Source organism: Halomonas sp. AOP13-D3-9 (genome assembly GCF_052379125.1).
Lineage (GTDB): Bacteria > Pseudomonadota > Gammaproteobacteria > Pseudomonadales > Halomonadaceae > Vreelandella.
This window is the reverse complement of record NZ_JBQSYH010000008.1, coordinates 125404-144262: the sequence shown is the minus strand read 5'-3', so window position 1 is coordinate 144262 and position 18859 is coordinate 125404. Positions and strand designations below refer to the sequence as shown.

Annotated in this window: 18 protein-coding genes and 1 tRNA gene; 7 read left to right on the top strand and 12 right to left on the bottom strand. The window is 52.5% G+C overall.

The genetic code is table 11. The features are described from left to right. Positions 1-20: 20 nt before the first annotated feature. The 5 genes from ACT3UM_RS10735 to ureG all read left to right on the top strand — a co-directional run bounded on the left by ACT3UM_RS10735 (position 21) and on the right by ureG (position 4139). Complete coding sequence (locus tag ACT3UM_RS10735; RefSeq protein ID WP_498898636.1) at positions 21-341, top strand: urease subunit beta; 321 nt, start codon at positions 21-23, stop codon at positions 339-341. After that, positions 338-2053: an urease subunit alpha gene (gene ureC / locus ACT3UM_RS10730; RefSeq protein ID WP_498898634.1), complete on the top strand. Its 1716-nt coding sequence runs from the start codon at positions 338-340 to the stop codon at positions 2051-2053. The genes ACT3UM_RS10735 and ureC overlap by 4 nt, the downstream gene beginning before the upstream one ends. Before the next feature lie 156 nt (positions 2054-2209). Further along, complete coding sequence (ureE, locus tag ACT3UM_RS10725; protein WP_498898632.1) at positions 2210-2767, top strand: urease accessory protein UreE; 558 nt, start codon at positions 2210-2212, stop codon at positions 2765-2767. Continuing rightward, positions 2757-3470 (top strand): urease accessory protein UreF, encoded by a 714-nt coding sequence (locus tag ACT3UM_RS10720; RefSeq protein ID WP_498898630.1) that lies wholly within the window; start codon positions 2757-2759, stop codon positions 3468-3470. The genes ureE and ACT3UM_RS10720 overlap by 11 nt, the downstream gene beginning before the upstream one ends. Positions 3471-3482: 12 nt before the next feature. After that, positions 3483-4139 carry an urease accessory protein UreG gene (gene ureG / locus ACT3UM_RS10715; protein ID WP_498898628.1) on the top strand — a complete coding sequence of 219 codons (657 nt, stop codon included), beginning with the start codon at positions 3483-3485 and terminating at the stop codon, positions 4137-4139. Positions 4140-4223: 84 nt separating this feature from the next. On the opposite strand, the gene ACT3UM_RS10710 is transcribed toward ureG, so the two are convergent. Together ACT3UM_RS10710 and ACT3UM_RS10705 are read right to left on the bottom strand one after the other, a co-directional pair. Next, complete coding sequence (locus ACT3UM_RS10710) at positions 4224-4988, bottom strand: SDR family oxidoreductase (RefSeq protein WP_498898626.1); 765 nt, start codon at positions 4986-4988, stop codon at positions 4224-4226. A 69-nt stretch (positions 4989-5057) separates the two neighbouring features. Beyond that, positions 5058-5984, bottom strand: a complete 927-nt coding sequence (locus ACT3UM_RS10705; RefSeq protein WP_498898624.1) for a YihY/virulence factor BrkB family protein — start codon at positions 5982-5984, stop codon at positions 5058-5060. A 388-nt stretch (positions 5985-6372) separates the two neighbouring features. On the opposite strand from ACT3UM_RS10705, the gene ACT3UM_RS10700 reads away from it, so the two are divergent. Further along, the gene (locus ACT3UM_RS10700; RefSeq protein WP_498898622.1) at positions 6373-8145 is read left to right on the top strand and encodes a methyl-accepting chemotaxis protein; all 1773 of its coding nucleotides are present in this window, start codon (positions 6373-6375) and stop codon (positions 8143-8145) included. 64 nt (positions 8146-8209) lie between these two features. Here the strand turns inward: ACT3UM_RS10700 and ACT3UM_RS10695 are convergent, their stop codons facing one another. Genes ACT3UM_RS10695 through ACT3UM_RS10685 form a run of 3 tightly spaced genes read right to left on the bottom strand, consistent with a single transcriptional unit; the run spans position 8210 to position 10989 of the window. After that, positions 8210-9472: a TRAP transporter large permease gene (locus ACT3UM_RS10695; protein ID WP_498898620.1), complete on the bottom strand. Its 1263-nt coding sequence runs from the start codon at positions 9470-9472 to the stop codon at positions 8210-8212. Further along, positions 9469-9993 (bottom strand): TRAP transporter small permease, encoded by a 525-nt coding sequence (locus ACT3UM_RS10690; protein WP_498898618.1) that lies wholly within the window; start codon positions 9991-9993, stop codon positions 9469-9471. The genes ACT3UM_RS10695 and ACT3UM_RS10690 overlap by 4 nt, the downstream gene beginning before the upstream one ends. Then, positions 9994-10989: a TRAP transporter substrate-binding protein gene (locus tag ACT3UM_RS10685; RefSeq protein ID WP_498898616.1), complete on the bottom strand. Its 996-nt coding sequence runs from the start codon at positions 10987-10989 to the stop codon at positions 9994-9996. It lies immediately after the preceding gene. A gap of 143 nt (positions 10990-11132) precedes the next feature. Between ACT3UM_RS10685 and ACT3UM_RS10680 the strand changes: the two genes are divergently transcribed. After that, positions 11133-11209: transfer RNA gene (locus ACT3UM_RS10680), tRNA-Arg, on the top strand. Between the two features lie 136 nt (positions 11210-11345). On the opposite strand, the gene ACT3UM_RS10675 is transcribed toward ACT3UM_RS10680, so the two are convergent. From ACT3UM_RS10675 to ACT3UM_RS10645, 7 genes are all read right to left on the bottom strand, one after another. Beyond that, on the bottom strand, positions 11346-11681 hold the full coding sequence (locus tag ACT3UM_RS10675; RefSeq protein ID WP_498898614.1) for a hypothetical protein: 336 nt from the start codon (positions 11679-11681) through the stop codon (positions 11346-11348). A 69-nt stretch (positions 11682-11750) separates the two neighbouring features. Then, positions 11751-11930: a hypothetical protein gene (locus ACT3UM_RS10670; protein ID WP_498898612.1), complete on the bottom strand. Its 180-nt coding sequence runs from the start codon at positions 11928-11930 to the stop codon at positions 11751-11753. 111 nt (positions 11931-12041) lie between these two features. Beyond that, positions 12042-13805: an ATP-binding protein gene (locus tag ACT3UM_RS10665; protein WP_498898611.1), complete on the bottom strand. Its 1764-nt coding sequence runs from the start codon at positions 13803-13805 to the stop codon at positions 12042-12044. Positions 13806-13905: 100 nt separating this feature from the next. After that, on the bottom strand, positions 13906-15672 hold the full coding sequence (locus ACT3UM_RS10660; protein WP_498898609.1) for a hypothetical protein: 1767 nt from the start codon (positions 15670-15672) through the stop codon (positions 13906-13908). A 575-nt stretch (positions 15673-16247) separates the two neighbouring features. Next, a complete protein-coding gene (locus ACT3UM_RS10655) occupies positions 16248-17471 on the bottom strand; it encodes an ABC transporter substrate-binding protein (RefSeq protein ID WP_498898607.1) in 1224 nt (407 codons plus the stop codon). Then, positions 17464-18507 (bottom strand): CobW family GTP-binding protein, encoded by a 1044-nt coding sequence (locus tag ACT3UM_RS10650; protein WP_498898605.1) that lies wholly within the window; start codon positions 18505-18507, stop codon positions 17464-17466. Before ACT3UM_RS10650 ends, ACT3UM_RS10655 begins: the two co-directional genes overlap by 8 nt. 12 nt (positions 18508-18519) lie before the next feature. Further along, entirely contained in the window at positions 18520-18822 is a 303-nt protein-coding gene (locus ACT3UM_RS10645; RefSeq protein ID WP_498898603.1) for a hypothetical protein, read from the bottom strand. Positions 18823-18859: the final 37 nt, after the last annotated feature.

The window sequence follows — 18859 nt, the reverse complement described above, 5'->3', positions numbered from 1 at the left end:
TTGAACAAAGGAGCAAGCAGATGATTCCCGGTGAGTATCAGTTAAAAGAGGGTGAGATCGAGCTTTGTGTGGGGCGGGAGCGCATCACGGTTGAGGTGGGCAATACCGGCGACCGGCCGATACAAATTGGTTCCCACTACCACTTTGCCGAAGCCAACCCAGCACTGACCTTTGATCGCGCCAAGGCGCGGGGTTACCGATTGGATGTGGCCGCAGGCACGGCGATTCGCTTTGAGCCCGGCCAGACCCGCGAAGTCACGTTGATTCCCTTTGTCGGCAAGCGCGAAATTTACGGCTTTCGCGGCGATGTGATGGGCGCGCTGGATGGAGGTAAACAATGAAACCCGTTAACAAGATCAGTCGGCAAGCCTATGCCGATATGTACGGCCCCACGGTGGGCGACCGCGTGCGCCTGGGCGATACCGAGCTTTGGATTGAAGTCGAAAAAGACGCCACCCACTATGGCGATGAAGTGAAATTCGGTGGCGGCAAGGTCATCCGCGACGGCATGGGCCAAAGCCAGCGCGCTGACGACACGGTCATGGATACAGTCATCACCAATGCGCTGATTTTAGACTGGTGGGGCATTGTTAAGGCCGATGTAGGGATTCAAAACGGACGTATCGCGGCGATTGGCAAAGCGGGCAACCCTGATGTACAGCCCGATGTTGAGATCGTGATTGGCCCCGGCACCGAAATTATCTCCGGCGAAGGCAAAATTCTGACCGCGGGCGGCATCGACTCCCACATTCACTTTATCTGCCCCCAGCAGGTCGAAGAAGCGCTGATGAGCGGCGTCACCACCATGCTCGGCGGCGGCACCGGCCCGGCCACCGGTACCAACGCAACCACCTGTACCCCCGGCGCTTGGCACATCGGTAAGATGCTGCAAGCGGTGGACGATATGCCCATGAATATTGGCTTTCTGGGCAAAGGCAACGCCAGCCTGCCGGAGTCCCTAGAGCTCCAGCTCCAAGCAGGCGCCATGGGCCTCAAATTGCACGAAGATTGGGGCACCACGCCTGCCTCGATCAATAACTGCCTTAACGTCGCCGATGCCTATGATGTGCAGGTGGCGATCCACACCGACACCCTGAACGAATCGGGCTTTGTGGAAGACACCCTGGCCGCGTTCAAAGAGCGCTGCATTCATACCTACCACACCGAGGGTGCTGGCGGCGGCCACGCGCCGGATATCCTAACCGCCTGTGCCAAACCGTACGTGCTGCCGTCGTCCACCAACCCAACGCGGCCCTACACGGTCAACACCATCGACGAGCACCTCGATATGCTGATGGTGTGTCACCACCTGGATCCCAATATTCCCGAAGACGTGGCCTTCGCCGACTCGCGCATTCGCCGCGAAACCATCGCCGCGGAAGATATTCTGCATGACCTGGGCGTGATCTCGATGATCGCTTCAGACTCCCAAGCCATGGGGCGGGTAGGTGAAGTGGTCTGCCGTACCTGGCAAACCGCCCATAAAATGAAGGTGCAGCGCGGCCTGCTGCCGGAAGATGAAGCCCTGGGCGCCGATAACTTCCGCGCCAAGCGCTATATCGCCAAGTACACCATTAACCCGGCGATTACCCACGGGATTGCCCATGAAGTGGGCTCTATCGAAGTGGGTAAGCTGGCGGATCTGGTGCTATGGAAACCGGCCTTTTTCGGCGTAAAACCGGCCATGATGATCAAAGGCGGCATGATTGCGGCGGCGCCCATGGGCGACCCCAACGCCTCGATTCCTACCCCGCAGCCAGTGCATTACCGGTACATGTTTGGCGCTTTCGGCCGTGCAGCGAGCCAGACTCGGCTCAGTTTTGTTAGCCAGGCCGCGTTAGACGCAGGAATCAAACAGACCCTGGGGCTTAATAGCGAACTCGCCGCGTGTAAAAATGTGCGCCAGGTGCGCAAGCAGGATATGAAACTGAATGATGCCTGCCCCGATTTGACCGTCGACCCACAAACTTACGAAGTCCGTTGCGATGGCGAAATTTTAACCTGCGAACCCGCAACCGAGCTGCCGCTGGCCCAGCGTTATCATTTATTTTAATTGAGGCTATTGCACTTAGGTCGAGGTGACGGGGGTAGGCCGTAGAGAGGGTCTTTTGCCATGGATGGCAAAAGTAGCGTACAGGGAGGTATTCACAGCGCCCTCTCGTAGGCCTACCCCCGGCACAGCCACATAGATAGCGAAAGGACAATAGCAATGCTTAAACTCATAGAACGCTTAGGGCCGATAGAGGAAAGCGCCGCCAGCGACACACTCACTCTGCCCTTTGAGCTACGCATTCGTGGGCGCTTAAAAGCCCAAAGCGATAGCGGCCGCGAGCTGGGCCTATTTCTGGATCGCGGCCCGGTACTGCGCAGCGGCGAAGGCCTAAAAGCCGAAAGCGGCGAAGTCGTGCGCGTATGCGCCGCCGTAGAACCGGTGGTTACCGCGCGAGTGAGTACTGGCTTACCGCTGGCGCGGCTGGCTTACCACTTAGGCAACCGCCACGTACAGCTGGCACTGGGTGAAGACGAAAAGGGCGCCTGGGTGCGCTTCCCGCCGGATCACGTGCTGGAAGAACTCGCCGAACTGCTGGGGGCCGAACTGGAGCACCATAACGCCACCTTCGACCCCGAGCCGGGCGCCTATAACCAAGTAGGTGGCGGGCACTCTCATTCACATGGTCATGGCCATTCGCACGATCATTCACACGACCACGACCACGACCACGACCACGACCACGACCACTCACATGAGCATCACCATGCCCACTGAGGTAACTGCGCAAAACAGCCAAAGCGATGAACTGGCGCTGCTAGGCTTGATGCAGCTGGTCAGCCCTGCGCTGCCCATCGGCGCTTTTGCGTTTTCCCAAGGCTTGGAAAGCGCTTTTGAACTTGACTGGGTACGCGATGAAGCAAGTCTTGCCGAGTGGCTAAGCGGTGTATTGGAGGATGGTTTAACCCGTTGCGAGTTACCCGTGCTGGCGCGGCTGCATCAAGCCATTGGCGAAGGCGACATCGATACGATTGCCCAGTGGGACGAGTGGCTAGCCGCCACCCGGGAAACCGCCGAGCTGGCCGCGGAAGATAGCCGCCTGGGCGCCTCTCTTAAGCGCCTGTTGAAAAGCCTAGACTTGATGCCAAGTGAGGACTTACTACTGCCCTTGCTTCCGCTTCAAGCAGGCTATGTGACGCTCTTTGCCTATACGGCGCACACTCGCGGCGTATCCGTTAGACAAACCTTGCTGGGTTTTGCCTGGGCGTGGCTGGAGAACCAGCTGGCGGTGGCCTGCAAGGCCCTGCCGCTAGGCCACACCGCCGCCCAGCGCGTTATAGAAAAGCTGCGGCCAGCGTTAGTGGCTGCCGTTGACCAAGCGCTGACATTAGATGACGACGAGCTAGGGCCCGTGCTGCCCGGCTTAGCCCTGGCAAGCGCCCTACACGAAACCCAGTATTCACGACTGTTTAGAAGTTAGGAGATATTCATCATGACGCACTGTTTACGTATTGGCGTGGGCGGCCCGGTGGGTTCCGGCAAAACCGCGCTACTCAAGCAGCTCTGTTCAGCACTGCGGGATTACTACGATATCGCCGTGGTCACCAACGATATCTACACCCGCGAAGACGCCGACTTTTTGCTCAAGCACGATGCGCTGCCGGCGGATCGTATTCTAGGCGTAGAGACCGGCGGCTGCCCGCATACGGCGATTCGCGAAGACGCCTCGATGAACCTGGCCGCCATCGACGAGCTACAGGCGCGACATCCTAAGCTGGAACTGGTGATGGTGGAGTCCGGCGGCGATAACCTCTCGGCAACCTTTAGCCCTGAACTTTCCGACCTAACCCTCTACGTCATCGACGTTTCTGCCGGGGACAAAATTCCCCGCAAAGGCGGCCCCGGTATCACCAAATCAGACCTGCTGATTATCAATAAGATGGATATCGCCGAGCAGGTGCATGCGTCGTTAGACATCATGGCGCGGGACTCCAAAAAGATGCGCGGCGAACGGCCCTTTGTGTTTACCAATCTGTATGACGGGGTGGGGCTGGAAGAGATCATCCGCTTTATTCTCGATAAAGGCATGCTTGATGAGCGGCGCCCACAGGCTGATACAGTGGCCTCCGCGAGTACCAGCGCCATTTAGTAAATTCTCGGTGTGCAAAGGCCGCCAAATGTTGGGCGGCCTTTTAGTGGTAGCTGGCTGACTGATGCACTAAGCGCCGTGGCGTTAAATAACGGCCAACATACCGCCGTCGACATAAATGATCTGTCCATTGACGTAGCTTGAAGCCGGAGAGGCGAGGTAAACCACGGTGCCGACAAGGTCTTCAGGCACTCCCCAGCGTTTGGAAGGGGTGCGATTAATCAGCCAGTCATTGAATGTTGGGTCATCGGCCAGCGGCTTGGTCATTTCCGTGATCATATAACCTGGGCCGATAGCGTTGGTCTGAATGTCATGCTCGGCCCATTCTGCTGCCATGGATTGGGTCAATAAACGCACCCCGCCTTTGGAAGCCGTATAAGCTCCCACGGTTGACCGCGCGACAGAGCTCATCAGTGACCCAATGTTAATGATTTTGCCGCCCTTGCCGCGTTCAATCATTTGCCTGGCAACATTACGTCCCAGTAGAAACGTGCTGGTCAAGTTAGTGTTAATGACTTTATCCCATTGGTCGAGTTCGACTTCAAGCAGAGGGCGACGGAGCTGCATGCCAGCATTATTGACCAGTATATCGATACTGATCCCATCGTCTTTCAGCGCTTTAAGTGCCTGCTCAATGGCGGCTTCGTCGGCAACATCAAACGACGTTGTAAGCACTTGATGGCCCTCCTCGGAGAGCGCGTGCCGTGCGGCTTCTAGTTTGTCATGATTGCGCCCATGGATAATGATTTGAGCGCCTGACTGCGCCAGCCCGCGCGCCATCGCAAGCCCTAACCCTCCAGATGAACCGGTAATTAGCGCCGTGCGGCCTGTTAGATCGAACAACGTCATCGTTTTCACCCCCTATATCATGGTTTTGCGATAAGCGTTTAAAGACTAGCTCAGCCACGTTCGGATTGCTCACTCTACCCGTGTAATAGGCTGGCGACTCGGGTCGATATACCACGCCATGCCAAGGCGTGAATTGCGCTCCAGTTCGGCAATCACCTGGGCGCCCAGCAGTAAAATGATGGCGCCCACTTCCAGGCTAATCAGTACGATCACCAGCGCCGCCAGCGAACCGTAGACGGCGTTCACGAACGACAGGTTGGCAAAATAGTAAACCAGTAACAGCCGAACCCCCTCCCACATGAGTGCCGCTGCAAAGCCGCCTACGATTGCCCGGCGTATAGCGATGCGCACCACCGGCAGCACTTTGTAGATAGCGCTGAAGAGTAGAAATACGCCGATAAAGCTAGCTAGGTTAAGCACCGGTTCTGATAACCCTGCCAATGGCAGTTCACGGTCGAAGATTGCCATGACCAGCGCATTCAGCGAACTGGCCAAGGTAACCACCAACGTGAGCACCATAAGTGCCGCCCCGAGCACCACCATAAACGCGTAAGGCAGCATCACTGACACCCAGGCGCTGCGCTTGATATGCGGGCTATCCGGGGCATGGAAAATGATCGCTAAAGCGTCTTCTAGCATACGGAAGGCGAATGAGCTGAACAGTAATAGAATGGGAAAGCTCAGAATGCCGATGACATCCCGGGATTCCAGGAGGCTGCGCACGGCCTCAACCAAGACTTCGGCGTGGGCGGGTGCCATATGGCGTGCTTGTATCGACAGCACATTGAGAAGGTGCTGCTGATCCACCACCTGGGTTAATAGCACCACCAGCACGGCAAAAAGCGGCACAATAGAGAGCAGAATATTGTAGCCCACGCCACCGGCAAGCAGGATGCCGTGATTTTTCAGGAAATTGCGTAATACACGCCAGGCAAAATGAGCCAACCGGGGGAGCAGCAGCAAGACAGCGCTAAAAAATGAGTGGTTTCGAACCATGCTTGCCGTCCTCCTTGTGCACTAGCGACATGATACGCCCATGGAGACGGCAAATAACAATCGGCAAGAACGATTACAAAGTACGAGGAAGGCACATAAAACAAAAAGGTCGCCCTGACCAGGCGGTAGGGAGGTCAGGGCAACCGAAGTTCGTGGTTTAGCATCGTGCTAAAACGGGCCATCCCTGGCCACCACACCTCCACCTTGGACGTTTATTTTATGAATAACCTTAACTTAGGTTATGAACTTAATTATTAAATGCTAATTAATTGAATATTAAGTGGAAAATATCGAGAATTGGTTAAAGTTTGCTCATTTTAGGTCGATAGCTTTCTTATAACTATTAAAAAAATCTTTTCTCAAGACAGCCTCTGGAACTTGCTCACAAATGACTACTTCTTCTGCTCCCAAACGTGCCCTGGGTTTACAAACCAAGGTGCTGATGCTTGTACTGCTCCCCCTTCTGTTAGTAACGGTTACGCTGGTTGGCTTTAAAGCCTATAGCAACATCCAAGACACCCGTAACGTACTGGCAGAACAGCGTGAAATGCTTATTGAAGAGCGCCGCCGTGCGGTGCGCGATATCGTCCAGATGGCGACTTCTGCCATCGAGCCCATTTACGAACAAGCTGGTGCCAACGATGAGGCCGCCAAGCAGCAGGTAGCTGAGCTTGTGCGTTCCATGCGCTTTGAAGACAACAACTACATTTTCATCTACGACTATGACGGTAACAACATCGTCACGGCGCCTGCACCGGAGCGTGAAGGCACCAATATGATCGATGCACAAACCCCTGATGGCACCTACCTGATTCGCGAGATCATTGAGCTCGCCCAGAGTGGTGGTGGCTTCTACAGCTATATGTGGGATTACCCAGGTACCGACAGAATAGAACCCAAGCACTCCTTCGTTGACCGCCTTGAAAAATGGGACTGGCTCATTGGTGCTGGCGTTTACGTTACCGATGCTGACGATGCCATTGCCGAACTTGAAGCCGCGGCTGCCGCCGATTTGCGCCAAGGTATTATATTTGCCTCCCTGTTGGGACTGGGCCTATTTATCGTCATTGCGCTGATTGCGTATGGCCTGGTGCGTCGCACGCTGGGGCCGATCAAGCGCACGACCGCGGCGATGCACGATATTGCCCAGGGGCGCGGTGATTTAACCCGTCGCTTAGCGGTTGAAAGCGGTGACGAAATTGGCGAGCTTAGCGTTCAATTCAACGCCTTTGTAGCGCGCATGCAGAACACTCTGCGCGATGTGCGCAGCAGCACAATGAGCGTGCACCAGGCGGCGGGGGAGATCTCACAAAGCTCTGATGAGCTTGCCACCCGTACCGAGCAGGCGGCGGCCAATCTCCAGGAAACCTCGGCTTCCATGGAAGAGATCACTTCGACCGTCAACCACAGCGCCGACAACGCCCAGCAGGCCAATACGCTGGTGCTTTCCACCGCGGACGTGGCCCGTGAAGGCGAGACCTCAATGGGGCAGGTCGAAAGCACCATGCGCGATATCAACGACTCCGCATCGCGCATCAGCGACATCATCACCATGATCGATTCGATTGCCTTCCAGACCAATATTCTGGCGCTCAACGCCTCGGTGGAAGCCGCACGGGCAGGTGAGCATGGCCGCGGCTTTGCCGTGGTGGCCCAAGAGGTGCGTATTCTGGCCAGCCGTTCAAGCGATGCTTCTAAAGAGATTCGTGCGCTTATCGATACGTCCGTTCAGCACACTGAATCGGGCGCGAAGCTGGTGCGTAGCGCGGGCGACACCATGCGCGAGATTGTCTCCAGCGTGGCGAAAGTTACCGATGTGATCGGTGAGATCACCGCGGGCGCTAAAGAGCAGAGCAGCGGTATCGGCCAGATCAACACCGCCGTGGCTGAAATGGACACCATGACCCAGCAGAACGCCGCCATGGTAGAAGAGTCGACCACTGCCGCCGCCAATATGCGCCGCCATGCAGAACATCTGAATCAGCTCATCAATTCCTTTGTGCTTGGCGAAGATGAGCCACAGCATCAGGCGCTAGCCTCTCCGGCGCCTCACCAGCGTGGCGGTGATAAAGGCCTGAAACGCCCCGCGCTTTCATCGCAAGCCTCGTCACAGCCATCATCACCGGCAAAGCACGCTGCAGATGAGTGGGAAGAGTTCTAACCCCTAGCGCTATAGCGGGTATAAAAACGGGGCTTGCCATTGGCAAGCCCCGTTTCGTTTCCGGCTAACCACCTGACCAGCCCAACAGAATCGGCACGTAAACCACTAATAGCAGCACCCCAATCAGCCCCAGCAGGTAAGGGATGATCGCGCGGGTAATACGCTCCAGCGGCAGCTGGGTGATTGAGGAGGCCACATAGAGGTTGATCGCCACCGGCGGGGTAATCATGCCAATGGAGAGCCCCACCACGATAATCAAACCAAAGTGGATCGGGTCAATCCCCAACTGCAGCACCAGCGGCAACAGCACCGGCGTGAGAATAATCAGCGCACTGGCGGTTTCAATAAACACCCCGGTGAGCAGAATAATCCCCACGATCAGCAGCATAATCACGTAAGGGTTGGTAGAGAGTGACAGCACCGCCTGAGCAATCGCCCCCGGCACCTGCCAGCTAGACAGCGTCCAGCTCAACACCGCCGACATGGCAATGACCAGCATAATCACTGCGGTGGTCATCGCCGAGCGGATCAGCAGCTTATAAATCTGGGGCAGGTTAAGGTCACGATAGACAAACAGCGACACCAGCATGGCGTAGTTCACTGCCACCACGGCCGCCTCGGAAGGCGTGAAGATCCCAGAGAAAATCCCGCCGAGGATAATCACCGGGGTCATCAAGCCCCAGCTAGCATCTTTAAAGGTATTCCAGATGGTGGTTAATGATAGCGGTGTGCCCTTGGGATATTGGCGCTTGTAGGCCTGGGCAATCGCAATGGCCATCAACCCCAGTCCCATCGCCAGCCCCGGCAAAAAACCGTTCAGGAACAGCTTGGAGACCGACTGCTGGGCGATGACCGCGTAGATGATCATCGGCACCGAGGGCGGAATCACCACCCCGATGGTGCCGCTGGCGGCGATCAAGCTGGCCGCTGAGGCCGGGTCATAGCCTTTACGCTTGAGCTCCGGTACCAGGCTGGAACCCACCGCGGCCGTGGTCGCGGCGCCAGAGCCGGAGATGGCCGCAAAGAACATCCCCGCCATCACCGAGACCACCGACAGCCCGCCGCGCATAAAGCCGACCAGCGAATCGGCAAAGCTGACCAGCTTCTCGCTCACCTTACCCTGGGCCATTAAATCCCCAGCGAGGATAAACATCGGGATCGCGACCAGGGCAAAGGAGTTAATGCCTTGGAACATCTGCTGGGTGACCACCATCAGCGGCACGCCGGATTGATAGAGCGCATAGAGCGTGCTGGCGCCAATCGCAAAGGCAATCGGCACGCCCAGCAGCATAAACAGGAAGAACAGCCCAAACAGCAGCAGCGTCATAGCGACTCCTCCTGAGCGTGGGTCGTCTCGTCGCCCAGCAGCAGTTCAATGATATCCACCAGCGCGTACCATGCCATGATGGCAGCGCAGATCGGCATCACTGCGTAAACGTAGGTCATCGACAGCCGCAGCGAGGCGGACTTCTGAAAGCTCTGCACCTGCATATAGCGGTAGCCGATCACGATCAGCGTGATCATAAACGCCAGTACCACCAGCAGAGCAGTAATGCGCGCGATTTGGCGCAGGCGGCCGGGCAGGGCATCGACCACAAAGGTCACGGCAATATGCCGCCCGCGCTGGAATGCCAGGGTGCCAGCCAAAAAGGTGATCCACACCAGCAGAAAGCGGGCGACCTCTTCCGTCCAGCCTACCGCGGTAAACAGCACCCGGGAGACGATCTGCAGGGTAATCACCCCAATCAGTGCCGCCATGCCCGCAAAGACCACGGGCTGGATGATGGCATCCAGCCCGCGCTCGATTCGACGCAGCAGCTTTAACAGCGGTTGAGTCGTGGTGGTCACTTACTTGAGCGCCTCCTGGATGCGCGGCAGATAATCACCGAACTGCTCGCCGTACTTCTCGTATACTGGCGCGACGGCGGCTTGGAAGGCTTCCATATCCGGATTATCGTTGATCTCCATGCCTGCATCACGCAGCGCCTGCAGCTGTTCGCTCTCCATCTCTGCATTCACCTGGCGCTCGTGCTCTGCGGCTTCCTGTGCTGCCGTTAGCAGTACCTCTTGGGCGTTTTCCGGCAGTTGGTTCCAGACAGGCATACCCATGACAAAAATCGCCGGGGCGTAGGTGTGGCGGGAAAGGGTCATGTAGTTCTGGGTTTCATCCAGGTTGAACGAGTGGATCACGTTCACCGGGTTCTCCTGGCCGTCGATGGTGCCTTGCTGCATGGCGGTGAGTGCTTCAGTCCACGCCATGGGAATCGCGTTGGCGCCCAGCTCGCGGAAGGTATCGGTGTAAACCGGGTTTTCCATCACGCGGATGCGCAGGCCGTCCAGGTCTTTCGGCGAGTTTACCGCCCGCTCGCTGTTGGTCAGGTTGCGGAAACCGCGCTCGGCGTAGGCCATGCCTTTCAGGTTCACCTCAGAAAGCTTATCGAGCAGCTCCTGGCCAATCGGGCCATCGAGCACTTCGTAAGCGGCTTCCGGGGAGGGGAACAGGAACGGCAGTTCGAATACCGCCATCTCTTCGACAAAGTTGGCCACCGGCCCGTTGGTGATCACGCCCATATCCACGGTGCCGATCTGCATGCCTTCCAGCAGCGTGCGTTCGTCACCCAAGGTGGCGTTAGGGTAGATCTCGATATCCACCTTACCGTCGGTGCGCTCTTCCACCAGCTCTTCAAATTTGGTGGCGGCGATATGGAAACCATCCTGCTCATTGACCACGTGGGCCAGGCGCAGGGTAACAGGATCCATATCAGCAAAATCAGCGGCGTTCGCGGCGCTAACCAGCGCCAGTGAGATGCCCAGTGCCAGCGTGCTACGTGCAAATGTTTTCATATTATTATGTTCCCAATCGATGAAGGTGCAGAAGTGCTCCCAAAGCATGCACCACCGCGGGGAAAACGGTCAATTGACCAAAGGACTCAAGCGCCATACGGCTGGACACAGCGCCCCCGCACAGTTACGATACGCACCCACAAGCGCCCGTAGCTCAGTTGGATAGAGTATCGGCCTCCGAAGCCGAGGGTCGCAGGTTCAAATCCTGCCGGGCGCGCCAAATTGTAAAAAGGGGCCTGCGAGAAATCGTGGGCCCTTTTTTTGGCTGTTATCGGCCAAGAACAGTCTTTTAGGTGACACTGATGTAGCGCCGAAGCGCACCGCCGCATCTTAGTTCGTCCGTGTGGCGCGATTAGTTATGCATCGAGGTCGAATTTCAGCGAGAATTTGTAACCGTCACCTGTGACAGTGAGAAACTTCCCGGACTTGGTGAACTTGAATCTTTGAAACCTTGGCTTGAATTCATTGAAGAGGATTCCATAGCCTCTGATCTCGTTGCCCATTTCAATGTACGGCCCTTGACCAGAATGCTGATTACAGTGAAACGTGACCAAAATTGACCCTGGCATGTAACCACCAGCATGGTCTCTCACTTGGGCTTTCGCCTTCTGGGTCGGAGCCTTGTTGCGAGGAAGCCCCAAACTACTCATACACTCTTGAATTGCCATGATTGACTCAATCTCATCATCCATAAATCGTCCTCCTTCTTCTTCTGACCACATGACGCCCTTTATACTTGATGTTCGGCTCTTCTATTGAGACTATTCAATATCACGGATCTCGCGGACTGCCCTCTTTATATCTGACTCAGCATCATCAAGTTCTCTAATAGCTTTTCGGATATCGCTGTATGCTTCCTCTATATTCTTGACACGATTCAAAGCACGTTTAGCATCATCTATTGCATTTAGCGCTCGCTTCAATTTTGATTTCGCAGACATTTCGTCTCCTGGCTAGATTTTTATCATTAGAATTAATGCATAACGCCCGTAACACCCGAAAAACGAAGAGTAGCGAAGTTTTTTCAAGTGCTTGCGATTGTTATACGTTTTTTATGCATGTGCTTCGCCCCCAAGCTCTACTAAAAGCCAATTTAGCTGGTTTCTTGCGCTTGAAATAATCTCGTCGAAAATAACAACCTCAGAATTAGGCTCTTTATTATAATGAGGGGGGAGGTCTTGTCCTCTTTTTCCACCAACTAGCAAAACTCTCATCTCGGCATTTGTATAAGGTACGAAATCATTTCGATACGCAGTAGCCTGCTGATAGTCTTTGTGTCTTAAGCTATGGCTTGGCCGCTTAAACTCAATCAAAAGATATTCACCAGAAAAGTTAGCGCTTAAAAGAAGATCAGGGCGTTTGTTAGCTCTTTTGCCCGAATACTTTTTATCTAAATAATCTTCCACCTGCCGCTTCAGAGTTTTATTACTGCTAAATACCGAGTACTTAATACCAAAAATCCAAAGACACTTTTCAAGTGCCGTGTGAACCACGTTTTCCTCTGTATCGTCTTTTTTGCAAAGCTCCTCAAACCGGTCAAGGAACTCCAGCCTGCTTTTAGCTTGCTCAGCTACGATTGCAAGTTCTGCCAAGCCAAACTCTGACAGTGCTTCAGCTAGCTTAGCTATATCCGAGTGTTGAGCATCATGTATGTAATCCAATACCGCACGATAGTCTGTTCGTTCAAGTGCATCTAACAAGACCCCGACTATAGGTTCTACTTTTGATTCTGGCTCCCCATAGTATCTCCCCAAAATTGATTTTATTGCTTTGTCTGCATATTTTCTTTTATATTCTGGAAGTTCTGCAAGTCGCTCATTAATTCGTTTCTTTAACCTTGCTTGTGCAAGACTCATTTCCCGACCATATTCTTCTTTGACTTTTTCTTTAATTATTGGACGAATGTAATCTGCAACTTCTTGATACAGCTCGCTATTCTCTACCAATGCTCCCCAATCAGCAGTCACATGGTCATACAAACCATCGACCTCCACCTCTCCATATATTTTTTCCAACAATTTTGGAGGAAAATCATCTTCCTGATCTAACCCAAAGAAACCGGGACTGCCAACAGTTTTGCCGCCAACTCTTATAGATATACCTGGCTGTTTCAACTTCCCTTTTTGGTTTGATACCGTGAATTTTAGATTCACGCTTCCAGTAGATTGAAGTTTTGCATTATGTTCAGTATAATTTCCCTGTATATCATCAATATCTAGTATTTTGCCGTTCACCTTCACATTAAAACCTTCTTCACGCCCATACTCTTGCAGTAATAGCTGCCGCATTTTTTCAGGATTAGGGAATGCCAGTCCATGAATGAGTTCGGATAGCGTAATCTTGGTTCCTTGTGCATCTTGGTCACAATCTTCAACAATAAGATTGATAGGCAAGTCTTCAATGTCAGTTGCATTTTCAAAATCATTTATTGATATTGAAAACTCACACTTAACTCCTCTAGACCACGTCTCTAACCGCATCGAGTTTGCAATCATTAACCCAGAAAATTTACCTATACCTTTCTTTCCTTTAACTTTTCTTTTTTTTACTGCTGTAAGTTCACCACGCCTTTTTCTACGATCACTTGCAATAAACAAATACTCTCTAAGCAATTCCTGCTCGGTCATTCCAGATCCGCTGTCATGCACAATAATAGGGCTGTCAGTCATAGGCTCCGGCAGAAAAACATTAACCGATGTGGCGTCAGCATCCCATGAATTATCTATCAGCTCTTTAAGAGCTCTCTCAGTCGACCTATAATTCTCCGAAAGGAGTTTGGCTAATCTAGTGTCAACTTGAAATGCTATTTTTTTCATAAATCATTCCATTGCGTGCAGCAAAATTACGTATAACGTCTTGGTTTTGCGACGTGCAGGAGAGCAGCGTAGCATGTCCATCAAGGGCCAATTGTTAGGGCTATTTCTTGCATAGAATATGAGCTTGTACTCCAAATTCCTTGCATGAACTTATAAATGTATTTATCAGCCATATCAACTGTACATAATGGGGCTTACATTTCTGGCCTTGAGCAAGCTTATCCAGCTCCTTTTTCAGCTTTTCTTTTTTCAAGAACGGAGCAGCCAAAACTATTTTTTTAATTGAATTAGGGTTTTGATCAACGGCGTCGAGAGCTTGTTCTAATTCCACCCAATTTTTTGCGCCAATAACTCTCTTGATATTTGTACTTTCATAGTTTTTACACCATTCATTATCATATTTAGACTTGTATAAAGATTTTTCGGCTTGGGTTCGTCCAATATTTTTTAAGGCTTGTGCTACTACCTCATGGAATGCGCTAGCTCCATAAGTATCTTTTTTAGTGAATTTAGAGTGTATGAAAGATATAGATGGGATTGCATTTTTTCGATCAATAGCAATATGATCAGCCCATTCGTCATTCATGTCATCACAGATAATAATATCGTGTCCTCTACAATAATTATCCTCGACGACTCTAAATAGTGACTTTTCTGGGAATCTAGTCAAGTGTGCAGCATGTGGCTTTTCCTTTTCACTAGTAACAAGAGAGAAGTCATAACTGTCTTCAAAGACGTTAAGAATAGACTGAATGTTGCCTAATAGATGCTTATCTTCAAAGCATGATCTAGAGAAGTACGAATAGTTAGGAGAGTCGAAAACTGCTGAGAAAGGCTTGTGTTTATTAACAAACGCTCCAACGGAGTATTCCGAAACACCATTTTCCTCAACCAAAATTTGCTCAAGTATTTTATTTCTGACAGTTATTACATTTTTTGAATAGGTCACTTTTCCCGCTAAAATAACACCCTTAGTTTTGAGAGCATCTCCCTCAACTAGTATTGGCGCTTTTATGTTGTCGAAAAATCTATTAATTTCTTTCGCACCAAGCTGCGTTCCATCACTTTTCTTTAAACTTGCAATGCCAGTATTTACTTTCTCTTCTATTTCACTCAAATCCAATAGGATGGCAACCACTTTATAACCACCATCCATGATTTCTCGCAAGCAAATAGGTGAGGCGAAATTACTAATAAATTCGCTTAAGCCTGTTGTCGATTTTATTTCTTCTTTTATTTCGAAAGCCCAGTCAATAATTTTTTCAAGGTTAGATTTATTATCTCGATGACTGACTCTTGAAGTACTTGGCGTCAAAGTGTATGACCTTTGACCAATTTTCATTCTAAAATTACTGGGGATTGATCTACTTGATGCATTAGATGACAGTATTCCATTTAAATTTTTTGCTTCTAACGACCGAGATCTAATAACAGCATTAGAGATGCTCATATTTTTCATTGTTACCCGTTCGTATTCCGGATCTTTATCGCCATGAAAATGGCAGAACTGCTCATAGTCATATTCATCAATAAATCTAGAAAAGTATTTCTCTGGCGAATCCACATATTTCTTCAAAATTGTCAATGCATCATCAAGCTCAATTAATAGCAAATATGCATACTTTTGTTCTTTTGTGGTAGTACCCTTTAAAAAGGCTGGCTCAGCCTCAATCTTATATGAGACTACTGAGTAAATAGCCTTATGTCCTGCGCTTGTTATATAGGCTTCCTTTATTTTATTGATCAGGTAATTTCCAATACGACCTTGAGAAATTTCCTTAAAAGTATCAACCACAGACTTCCGACTCAAAGGCTTTTTCAAGTTATAGAACTGTGCATTTTTACTTAGGTTCAAATTTTCTATCATCTTGAAAACACCTCTTACGGATACGTTGATTGGCCTAATAGGTATTAGACTGCCCATCCTATGATTGGATAAACGTGACTGTACGTTTATCCGACAAATGCAGCCTACAAAATCCAATCTAAGCCACTGATATACATTATTTATAATTTTAATTAGGCTGGATATTAAAAATTAGCGCACCTCCTGGATTTCCCAGCACGTCCGTTCAGTGGCATTTCCTACCTCATGTCCTACCTCATGCTACGTAGCCATACATTGCCTTTTAGCTTTCGGGCACTTGCTCAATTCTCTACTGAACTTAGCCTAGCACAAGCTGCTTAATCGGGATGAGGCTCGTAAGTTTTTCTTTTCAACGCTTCTTCGTGACCTGCTGGCTAGGATCTATAATATTTTCCAGCTTTGGTGCGTGTGTCGCAGGCGCAGTCTTGATTAGATGGTAACTGGAGAGCAAACAAGCACCCCGCATAAGCTCGTGGAAGCCAATAGGCGGGGCATGTGCTTGGTCATCAAGCTGTTAGCTGCCAGTATGAGGGCGGCGAATGAGAAGAGTCTAAATGCTAGATCAAGCACCGACCTTAAGCCGACATAAAATCATTCCAGCGCCTTACCAAATAGTTATGCTCATCCATGACGGTATTCCACACCGCGATGCGGCTCATTCTTGTCTGGTAGTCTCCGCCGTCGCGGATTTCGCCTCGATGAATCATGTCAGAGCTGCCATCGGGGCCCGGGAGGCTCTTGGCGGCGGGTTTGCCGCCATACCAAAAGTCCCACTCCGCAGCTGAAAGGTGAGGGCGGGTCAGTTCAGGGGTGGAAATGTAATAGCCTTGGCGGGCCATGACGGCGCCGGGCCATCCTGAAATCCACCAGTTGAGGTAGTCATAGGCCGCATCTAGTGTGCGCCCCTTCACATGCCGTGAGATTGACATGCCGCCGTACCAGGCACGGTAGCCCTCTGTGGGGGCCGCCATGCGTACCTTGATGTAGCGTTTTTTGAGATCGGTCATGGCAGGCGACCATAGGCTTTCGATGCCGACCCGGCCGCGAACCATATCCGAAGAGGCTTGATCCTGGTTGCTCCAGAAGGCGCGGAAGTGTTGCTGACGCTTAAGATTGATAAGGCAGTCTATCAGGCTGTCGATCTCTGCCAGGCTGAGATTGCCCAGGTCTTCAAACTCAACTAGCCCCGCTGCTTTGGCTGCCAGTGCGGCATCAATGGCGCCGATGGCGCTGTCATTTTGCAGGCTGACCACGCCCTTCCAGCGCTTGTCCAGCAACCAGCTCCAGCTCTCTTGGTGGATATCCAGCCCTTTGGGGAGCATGTCGGTGCGATAACCGAAGCTGTCCACATTGTGGCTAACAGGGAGCATGGTGATATGCCCACTTGGGCTAGAACCGTAGCTGCCATCGGGTTGGACATAGAGGAGGTTGACCGGGTTACTGCCTGCCCCCAGGGGGGCGTGGGGCGTTAATCTTCCTGTCTTGGGGAGATCATTGATCATGTCCCAGTGTTTAATGCGATCGACCTGAATGGGTTGAATCGCATTAGCGGGCCATACGAAGTCCACGTTGTGAAACCATTGGTCATAGATATCGAAGCTGTCAGGGGTGAGCACCCCCGCTTGCTGGGCGGCGACGCCATCGAGCACCTCAAAGGTGAGTCGAAGGCCCAAGTCTTCCCGAGCCCGCTTGCGAATGCTTTCAAGCAGCGTCACCGACGTGCCGAGCACCCTTAGGGTAACGGGGCCACGATTCACATAGGGCATGGCTAGCGGTTTGGGGGATGCAGCTTCATGCATGGAATATCCTGGGGCTTGGGTGGTTGCTAACGGCATTCATGAAGGTATTCAGCGAGTCTGTCACGCACTTGGCGGTGATGCCATGAGTGATGAAAATCAGCTCCGAGATGCGGTCGTCTTTAGGCCAGGCGTCTACGTGCTCGGGTGGATGAATGGTGTGCTGAACGCCGTGTATGATCACCGGGCGGGTATCCCCTTTGACATGCAGCACGCCTTTGACGCGCATGATGTGACTGCCATGGCGGTTGAGCAACATCGAGAGCCAAAGGCCAAAGCACGTCCAGTCCACTTCGCCGTCGAAGCAGAGGCGGAATGACTGAACATCTCCAAGGTGAGCAGCCGCGTCAGGTGCTGGCGGCTTACGCCAGGGCCCAAGCCATGTTTTTACCTCTGAGTAGCTGTAGTGGTCAATATGCGGCCCACTGCCGAATAGCTCATCACTGGCCTGCTTTAAGGCTTCCTGCCCCAATTGCTGTGCTGCCGGGTTGATGGCGTCAATCAGGCTCTGAACTTCATCAAGCTGGGCTTGATCGACCAGGTCGACCTTACTGATGACGAGTTTGTCGGCGACGGCAATCTGGGATTCCCACACCGGCTGGAGCTTGCGGCTGGCGGTGGCGTTGAGGGCGTCGACCAGCGTGAGATTGGTGCCTGGGCGCAGATGGTGTCGCAGCACAGGATCAGCGGTAATCGTTGAGGCGATGGGGCCGGGGTCGGCCAGGCCAGTGGTTTCCAGGATGATGCGCTTGAAGGGCGGAATTTTGCCGTCCTGTCGCTGCGACATCAGGCGCCGTAACGCATCAGACAGTTCGCCACGAATGGTGCAGCAGACACAGCCACTGGAGAGCAGCACAGCGTCTTCGGCGATCTCACCCAGCAGGCGGTTGTCTAGGCCCACGTCGCCGAATTCGTTGATCAGCACGGCGCTGTCGCCGAACTCTTCACTGGCCAGCACCGATTTGAGCAAGGTGGTTTTGCCACTGCCAAGAAAGCCGGATATGACGTGAACCGGTAGCAGTGGCGTCTTGTCGTTCATTGATCGGCTCCTCTAGTTTAACGATGCCAGAAAAGTGGCATCCAACGGGTCGATATCCCGGCCGGTCATCAGCTCGGCTTGGCGCCAGATGCCGCCCAGATCCTGGACGATCTCGCGCTTGCCTGTTGCGCTGGCAATCACAAAGCTGGACGCCTGAAAATCCTCGAGCACGAGGCGATGCGGCTTAAGTACGCGGTTGATCAGTTCTGCACGGTAGGCCCTGGCCCGGCGGCGTTCGTAGTGAGCCTGCTCAGGGTCTTCGATGTGAGTGCTCCAGTGGTTTTCACCGCCGAATACGCCGCATAATCCGCACATAACAGCTCCTTTAACAGTTGATTCAGAGTGGCAACGG

Bases quoted from the DNA above. Each gene is read 5' to 3' on its own strand.
- ACT3UM_RS10735 (WP_498898636.1), top strand. From the start codon at position 21: ATGATTCCCGGTGAGTATCAGTTAAAAGAGGGTGAGATCGAGCTTTGT.
- ureC (WP_498898634.1), top strand. From the start codon at position 338: ATGAAACCCGTTAACAAGATCAGTCGGCAAGCCTATGCCGATATGTAC.
- ureE (WP_498898632.1), top strand. From the start codon at position 2,210: ATGCTTAAACTCATAGAACGCTTAGGGCCGATAGAGGAAAGCGCCGCC.
- ACT3UM_RS10720 (WP_498898630.1), top strand. From the start codon at position 2,757: ATGCCCACTGAGGTAACTGCGCAAAACAGCCAAAGCGATGAACTGGCG.
- ureG (WP_498898628.1), top strand. From the start codon at position 3,483: ATGACGCACTGTTTACGTATTGGCGTGGGCGGCCCGGTGGGTTCCGGC.
- ACT3UM_RS10710 (WP_498898626.1), bottom strand. From the start codon at position 4,988: ATGACGTTGTTCGATCTAACAGGCCGCACGGCGCTAATTACCGGTTCA.
- ACT3UM_RS10705 (WP_498898624.1), bottom strand. From the start codon at position 5,984: ATGGTTCGAAACCACTCATTTTTTAGCGCTGTCTTGCTGCTGCTCCCC.
- ACT3UM_RS10700 (WP_498898622.1), top strand. From the start codon at position 6,373: ATGACTACTTCTTCTGCTCCCAAACGTGCCCTGGGTTTACAAACCAAG.
- ACT3UM_RS10695 (WP_498898620.1), bottom strand. From the start codon at position 9,472: ATGACGCTGCTGCTGTTTGGGCTGTTCTTCCTGTTTATGCTGCTGGGC.
- ACT3UM_RS10685 (WP_498898616.1), bottom strand. From the start codon at position 10,989: ATGAAAACATTTGCACGTAGCACGCTGGCACTGGGCATCTCACTGGCG.
- ACT3UM_RS10675 (WP_498898614.1), bottom strand. From the start codon at position 11,681: ATGGATGATGAGATTGAGTCAATCATGGCAATTCAAGAGTGTATGAGT.
- ACT3UM_RS10670 (WP_498898612.1), bottom strand. From the start codon at position 11,930: ATGTCTGCGAAATCAAAATTGAAGCGAGCGCTAAATGCAATAGATGAT.
- ACT3UM_RS10665 (WP_498898611.1), bottom strand. From the start codon at position 13,805: ATGAAAAAAATAGCATTTCAAGTTGACACTAGATTAGCCAAACTCCTT.
- ACT3UM_RS10660 (WP_498898609.1), bottom strand. From the start codon at position 15,672: ATGATAGAAAATTTGAACCTAAGTAAAAATGCACAGTTCTATAACTTG.
- ACT3UM_RS10655 (WP_498898607.1), bottom strand. From the start codon at position 17,471: ATGCATGAAGCTGCATCCCCCAAACCGCTAGCCATGCCCTATGTGAAT.
- ACT3UM_RS10650 (WP_498898605.1), bottom strand. From the start codon at position 18,507: ATGAACGACAAGACGCCACTGCTACCGGTTCACGTCATATCCGGCTTT.
- ACT3UM_RS10645 (WP_498898603.1), bottom strand. From the start codon at position 18,822: ATGTGCGGATTATGCGGCGTATTCGGCGGTGAAAACCACTGGAGCACT.